Raw genomic sequence first — 6,843 nt, 5'->3', positions numbered from 1 at the left:
GACGCCGGTGGTGACGCCCACGAACGCCTCGGGCGGACCCGTCGAGGAGACGGCCGTACTCCGGCCGGTGCGCGACGAGGAGCCGCGGGGCGCGCGGCGCGGGGAGCGTGGCGCTGGCGAGTCCGAGTCCGAGGTGACGGCCAAGCTGCCGCAGCCGCCGGCTCCCGCGGGCGCCGCGGACGACACGGCCGTGCTGCCGCCGGTGGTGCCGGGCGCGGCGGACGACACCGCCGTGCTGCCGCCGGTTCCTCCGGGTGCCGCGGACGAGACGGCCGTGCTGCCTCCGGTGCGCGGTGAGGATCCGTCGGACCGGGTGCCGCAGGGGTACTTCCGGGACGAGCCGGCGGGGCCCGCCCGGCCGGACGGGACCGAGGACCGTACCCGCGAGATGCCCCAGCTGGACGCCGAGGGCGCGCCGCGGCGCAGGGCCCGGTCCGACTGGGCCGAGGAGACCCCGCTGGACGACCTGCCCACGCTGGCGGACGAACTGCTCGGGCCGCATCAGGACGGCAACGACGACGACGCGGGCCGGGGCCGGCGTCGCGGCCGGGGACGTTGAGCAACACCCCGGAGAGCTGAGGCATCGGAGGGGCGGCCGGCCCGTGTGGCGGCCGCCCCTCCGGCTCCGTCGGCCGGGCGGCCGACCCTCGGGCTCCGTCGGCCCCGTTGTCAGTGCCACCCCGCACAATGGAACGCGCAACACGAACCGTGACGAAAGGGCGGGGGGACGCATGACCGTCTGGGACGACCTCGTCGGCCAGGAGAAGGTGGCCGCGCAGCTGGACGCGGCCGCCCGGGACGCCGACGCCCTCGTCACCGCCGTCGCGGCCGAGGCACCGCTTCCCGAGGCGTCCAAGATGACGCACGCCTGGCTGTTCACCGGCCCGCCCGGCGCCGGGCGCAACCAGGCGGCGCGGGCCTTCGCCGCCGCCCTGCAGTGCGTCTCGCCCGACCGCGCGCTCGGCGGATCCCCCGGCTGCGGATTCTGCGACGGCTGTCACACGGCCCTGGTCGGCACGCACGCCGACGTCACCACCGTCGCCGCGGTCGGCACGCAGATCCTCGCGGAGGACATGCGGGACACCGTACGGAAGTCGTTCACGTCCCCGGCGAACGGCCGCTGGCAGGTCATCCTCGTCGAGGACGCCGAGCGGCTGAACGAGAAGTCGGCCAACGCCGTGCTCAAGGCCGTGGAGGAGCCCGCCCCGCGCACGGTCTGGCTGCTGTGCGCGCCCTCCATCGAGGACGTCCTGCCCACCATCCGCTCCCGCTGCCGCCACCTGAACCTGCTGACGCCGTCCGTGGACGCCGTCGCCGACATGCTCGTACGCCGCGAGGGGATCGAGCCGGCCGTCGCCGCCGCCGTGGCCCGCGCCACCCAGGGGCACGTCGACCGGGCCCGCCGCCTGGCCACCGACCCCGCCGCCCGTGAGCGTCGCGCGGCCGTCCTGAAGCTGCCGCTGCGGGTCGAGGACGTCGGCGGGGCGCTCAGGGCCGCCCAGGAGCTCGTCGACGCGGCCGCCGAGGACGCCAAGCAGCTCGCCGAGGAGATGGACGGCAAGGAGACGGAGGAGCTGAAGGCGGCCATGGGTGCGGTCCAGGGCGGCCGGATGCCGCGCGGGACGGCCGGGGTCATGAAGGACCTGGAGGACAAGCAGAAGCGGCGCAGGACCCGCACCCAGCGCGACAGCCTCGACCTCGCGCTGACCGACCTCACCGCGTTCTACCGGGACGTCCTCGCCCTTCAGCTCGGCTCGCGGGTCGCCATCGCGAACGCGGACGCCGAGGACGCCCTGGAGCGCATCGCCCACGGCACCAGACCGGAGTCCACGCTGCGCCGCATCGAGGCGATCGCCGCCTGCCGCGAGGCCCTCGACCGCAACGTGGCCCCGCTGCTCGCGGTCGAGGCGATGACGATGGCGCTCAGAGCCGGCTGAGGACGCCGACCTGCGAGTCCGAGCCGGCGATCAACGGAGGTTGACCGGGTAAACGGAGGTTGACCGGATAACTCGTACGAGCCACGCTCCACACGCACCGCATTCGATCCACTGCGCACGGTTACGCTCGCCTGATGCACATCAGGCGCAGCATCCGTCCCGGCCGGCCCCGAAACGCCGCCCTCCTCCTCGCCACCGCCGCCCTGCTCGTCTCCGCCTGCTCCCCCTCGGGTCCGGCCGCCTCCGCCGGCGGCGCGGCGGAGGCGGCGCTGGCCGCGCTGCCCCGGTCGACGCCGTCCGCGCTGGCGCCGTACTACGGGCAGAAGCTCAGCTGGCGCGACTGCGGAGTCCCCGGCTTCCAGTGCGCCACGATGAAGGCGCCGCTCGACTACGCCCACCCGGGCGGCGGGGACGTGAAGCTGGCCGTCGCCCGCAAGAAGGCCACGGGCAAGGGCAAGCTGCTGGGATCGCTGCTGGTCAACCCCGGCGGGCCGGGCGGCTCGGCGATCGGCTACCTGCAGCAGTACGCGGGCATCGGCTACCCGGCCGAGGTGCGCGCCCGCTACGACATGGTCGCGGTCGACCCGCGCGGCGTCGCCCGCAGCGAGCCGGTCGAGTGCCTGAACGGCCGCCAGATGGACGCGTTCACGCAGACCGACACGACACCCGACGACCAGCGGGAGACCGGCGAACTCGTCGATGCGTACAAGAAGTTCGCGGAGGGCTGCGGGGCGCACTCGGCGGGCCTGCTGCGGCACGTGTCGACCGTCGAGGCCGCCCGGGACATGGACATCCTGCGGGCGGCGCTCGGGGACCGGAAGCTGACGTACGTGGGGGCGTCGTACGGGACGTTCCTCGGGGCGACGTACGCCGGGCTGTTCCCGGAGCGGGTGGGCCGGCTGGTGCTGGACGGCGCGATGGACCCCACGCTGTCCGCGCGGCGGCTGAACCTCGACCAGACGGCGGGCTTCGAGACGGCTTTCCAGTCCTTCGCGAAGGACTGCGTGCGGCAGCCGGACTGCCCGCTCGGCCACAAGGGGACCACGCCCGCGCAGGTGGGCCGCAACCTCAGCGCCTTCTTCAAGAAGCTGGACGCGCACCCTCTCGCCACCGGCGACGCGGACGGCCGCAAGCTCGGCGAGGCCCTCGCGACCACCGGTGTGATCGCGGCGATGTACGACGAGGGCTCGTGGCCGCAGCTGCGGGAGGCGCTGACGTCGGCGATGAAGGACGGCGACGGAGCGGGCCTGCTCGTGCTGTCCGACAGCTACTACGAGCGCGACGGCCAGGGCCGCTACTCGAACCTGATGTTCGCCAACGCCGCCGTGAACTGCCTGGACCTGCCGGGCGCGTTCTCCTCGCCCGAGCAGGTGGAGAAGGCGCTGCCGTCCTTCGAGAAGGCGTCGCCCGTCTTCGGCGAGGGGCTGGCGTGGGCCTCCCTGAACTGCGCGTACTGGCCGGTGAGGGCCACGGGCGAGCCGCACCGCATCGAGGCGAAGGGCGCGGCGCCCATCGTCGTGGTCGGCACCACCCGCGACCCGGCGACCCCGTACCGCTGGGCGCAGTCCCTGGCCGCCCAGCTCACCTCCGGCCGCCTCCTCACCTACCAGGGCGACGGCCACACCGCCTACGGCCGCGGCAGCGACTGCATCGACTCCGCGATCGACACCTACCTGCTCCGCGGCACCCCGCCGGCCAAGGGGAAACGCTGCTCGTAGCCCCAGCTCCACGCCCCGGAACCCCCGCCTCCGGGGCGTGGTCCGAGCACCCCCGGAAACTGTGTAGACTTACCGACGTTGCTGATCGCACCATAGTGCGGACGGCGCGCCGCCTTAGCTCAGATGGCCAGAGCAACGCACTCGTAATGCGTAGGTCTCGGGTTCGAATCCCGAAGGCGGCTCCATGGCGGACCCCAGGTCAATCCTTTGACCTGGGGTTTTTTGTTTCCGGTCCGCCGTCTCGTCACAGGCGTGCTCAGGGCCGTAGGTTGTGCCATCTGGACAATCCCATGATCAATGCTCGGCCAGCCTCCGAGCGCGGCGCCCGACCTCGGTGCCGGCGTTGCAGGGACCGGAGTTCGCCACGAGGGAGAATCCGTACGGTCCGCCGCACAGTCCAGCATCGCGTTCGGTCCCGAGGCACCATCCACCAGCATCAGAGACACCACCGTCGTAGCTGGGCGGGGGCTGGCCGCGTACAGGTGACCAGGAAACCCGACGGCTTACAGGGGACAGCCAACGTCAGGGCCACGAGCAATCGCAAACGCGTCCGCTCCCACATGCCCGGCGGCAGTGCGGGAACGGGGACGGTCGGCGTGGTCTGGGTTCGAGGTGTCAGTTCTCGTGGACGCGGAGTGAGCCGCAGACGACGAAACCGTCATCCGACCCGTCGGAGACGAGCAGCGTGGTGTATTTGGACCGATGTCTGTCCGGGATGCCCACGAACTCGTCGATGCCGGTGGTGGCTGTGTCGGAGGCGCGGCAGATCTGGAGTTCGGCGTACTGGGACTTGAGCTTCATGCCCAGGACGTCCAGGAACTCGACTTCCACCGTTCCGTCTATTCCGCCTCCCGGGCGTGCGCGCAGCACGAGGCGGCGATGCGACACCTCGTAGGACCAGAGTCGGAAGGGCCGCTTGAAGTGGAGAGGGAGTTGCCCCTCCCGGCCCGTCGCTTGCGGCTGCAGAACGATCACCCTCCAAATGACCCCGTCCATGGAGCGTGCATCCTTCGCATCTTCGATGCCTTCGAGGTTGAAGTGGATCTGCACCGTGCTCTTCGGGTCGATGGCTCCTTGAACGTGGAGGTCCAGTTTCTGTCACCCCAGTCGGTATACATCTTGGCCTCGGTCCGGTCGGCGAAAACGGCGAGCGCGAACGGGTCGTCCGCGGTCTCCGTCAACCCGAGCGTGACGGAGGTGAGGCACTCGTTGTGCACCAGGACGGGCGTTGCAGGACTCTCGCTGTCTGCGACGAGACGACAACCCCGGTGTCCTGGCCCTTGGCACCCGAGGTGCCCTTCCCGGGGGCCAGTCTGTGGCCGGACGCCGTTGGACGGTGTAATGCGAGGTAACCGGACCAGCCCGCCGCACGTGCCCTGATCAGGCAGAACGTCACCCAAAAGCGCGCCCGGCACCACGCAGCACGAACGCCCACGGTCTCGCAATGCCTAGGTCTCGGGTTCGAATCCCGAAGGCGGCTCCAGCGAACCCCAGGTCAGAGGTTGTCGGCCTGGGGTTTCTCATGTTCGCTGGCGGGTGAGTGGGCCGCGCTCGGTGATCGGAGGCCGGACATGGGTGGAACGGGTGCTGCGGCCGGCGGTTACTCCGGGACTCCGCTCGCCAGGAAGCTCGGCGTCAAGGCCGGTCATCGCCTCGCCCTGCGCCACGCGCCGGATGTCTTCGGCATCCCCGGTCTCCCCGACGGCGTCGAACGCGTCGCGGCGGGTCCGCGGGGGGCCGACGTGACCGTCGCCTTCTACCGGGAGCACCGCGTGCTCGCCGCGGAGGCCCCTGCGCTCGTCGGGGAGCTCGCCGACGACGCCATGCTCTGGATCGCGTGGCCGCGCAAGGCCGCCGGGCACGTCAGCGACATCGCCGAGAACGACCTGCGGGAGCTGTTCCTCCCGCTCGGCGTGGTCGACGTGAAGGTGGCCGCGCTGGGGGAGGACTGGTCGGGGCTGAAGTTCGTGCGGCGCAAGGAGAACCGGCGTACGAGGGCGTGAGTGGCCCGTGAGCCGGGTCGCTCCGCGCCTTTGCCGACGTATGAACGGGTGAACACCGCCGTGGTTCGTCCCAAGACTTGGCATACGAAAGGGCGTACTCAGGAAGTCCACACCATGAACGGCTAGCATCGCGGCCGATGTTGGCGACGGCCGGACGGGGTGTGGGCATGCAGGACAGGCAAGCGCCGCGGATCGCCGTCGCCGTCGTGACCATGGGCAATCGGCCCGTCGAGGTCGACGCGCTGCTGGAGTCCGTGGCCAAGCAGGACCTCGCCCCGACGCGGATCGTGATCGTCGGCAACGGCTGCCCGCTGCCCGACTTCGCCGAACGCCTCTCGCTGCCCGGCGAGGTCACCCTCCTCGAACTCGACGAGAACCTCGGCTGCCCCGGCGGGCGCAACGCGGCCCTGGAGAGTCTGCGGGACTTCGGGGACGTGGACGTCGTCGTCGAGCTGGACGACGACGGGCTGCTCGTCGACGCCGATGTGCTGCGGCGGGTGGGGGAGCTGTTCGCGGCCGACCCCCGGCTCGGCATCGTCGGCTTCCGCATCGCGGACGAGCACGGCGAGACCCAGCAGCGGCACGTGCCGAGGGTCGGCGCCTCCGACCCGATGCGCGGCGGATACGTCACCGGGTTCCTCGGCGGCGGGCACGCCTTCCGTACGGACATGCTCGACGAGATCGGGCACTGGCCCGCGGCGTTCTTCTTCGCCCACGAGGAGACCGACCTCGCCTGGCGGGCGGCCGACGCGGGCTGGCGCATCCTGTACGCGCCCGAACTGCTGCTCCAGCACCCGAAGACCTCGCCGGCCCGGCACGCCATCTACTACCGCGTGAACGCCCGGAACAGGGTGTGGCTCGTGCGCCGTCGGCTGCCGCTGCCGCTCATCCCGGTCCACCTGGGCATCTGGGTGCTCCTCACCCTGCTGCGCACCCGGTCGCGGGCCGGGCTGCGCGCCTGGTTCGGCGGCTTCCTGGAAGGCATGCGGGAACCGGCGGGCGAACGACGGCCGATGCGCTGGCGGACGGTGTGGCGCCTGTCGCGCCTGGGGCGCCCGCCGGTCATTTGAGACCGCCTGCAAGAGGTTGAGGGGGAGGGGACGAGGGTCCCGGTCGTTCACCTCCGCCGACCGGGACCCTCTGACGTCCCCCGGACCCGGCCGCGACGGCGACACTCCCCCGAGC

Annotated in this window: 5 protein-coding genes, 1 tRNA gene and 1 pseudogene; 6 read left to right on the top strand and 1 reads right to left on the bottom strand. The window is 71.9% G+C overall.

Translation table 11 applies throughout. The features are described 5' to 3' along the window. The 4 genes and pseudogenes from M8J74_RS27535 to M8J74_RS27520 all read left to right on the top strand — a co-directional run. Positions 1-559, top strand: a pseudogene (locus M8J74_RS27535) (dTMP kinase); the annotation flags it as partial. Positions 560-731: 172 nt separating this feature from the next. Beyond that, positions 732-1,937, top strand: a complete 1,206-nt coding sequence (locus tag M8J74_RS27530) for a DNA polymerase III subunit delta' (RefSeq protein ID WP_249839017.1) — start codon at positions 732-734, stop codon at positions 1,935-1,937. A gap of 134 nt (positions 1,938-2,071) precedes the next feature. Further along, the gene (locus M8J74_RS27525) at positions 2,072-3,655 is read left to right on the top strand and encodes an alpha/beta hydrolase (RefSeq protein ID WP_249839016.1); all 1,584 of its coding nucleotides are present in this window, start codon (positions 2,072-2,074) and stop codon (positions 3,653-3,655) included. Between the two features lie 108 nt (positions 3,656-3,763). Next, positions 3,764-3,840, top strand: a tRNA-Thr gene (locus M8J74_RS27520). A gap of 430 nt (positions 3,841-4,270) precedes the next feature. Here M8J74_RS27520 and M8J74_RS27515 read toward each other — a convergent pair. After that, positions 4,271-4,705: a hypothetical protein gene (locus M8J74_RS27515; protein ID WP_249839015.1), complete on the bottom strand. Its 435-nt coding sequence runs from the start codon at positions 4,703-4,705 to the stop codon at positions 4,271-4,273. A 521-nt stretch (positions 4,706-5,226) separates the two neighbouring features. On the opposite strand from M8J74_RS27515, the gene M8J74_RS27510 reads away from it, so the two are divergent. Together M8J74_RS27510 and M8J74_RS27505 are read left to right on the top strand one after the other, a co-directional pair. Next, positions 5,227-5,658 carry a DUF3052 domain-containing protein gene (locus M8J74_RS27510; RefSeq protein WP_249839014.1) on the top strand — a complete coding sequence of 144 codons (432 nt, stop codon included), beginning with the start codon at positions 5,227-5,229 and terminating at the stop codon, positions 5,656-5,658. A 167-nt stretch (positions 5,659-5,825) separates the two neighbouring features. Next, positions 5,826-6,728: a glycosyltransferase family 2 protein gene (locus M8J74_RS27505; protein ID WP_249839013.1), complete on the top strand. Its 903-nt coding sequence runs from the start codon at positions 5,826-5,828 to the stop codon at positions 6,726-6,728. The last annotated feature ends 115 nt before the right edge of the window (positions 6,729-6,843 follow it).

Source organism: Streptomyces panaciradicis (assembly GCF_023516615.1).
GTDB lineage: Bacteria > Actinomycetota > Actinomycetes > Streptomycetales > Streptomycetaceae > Streptomyces > Streptomyces panaciradicis.
The sequence above is the reverse complement of the archived record's forward strand: the minus strand, read 5'-3'. Positions and strand labels throughout refer to the sequence as shown.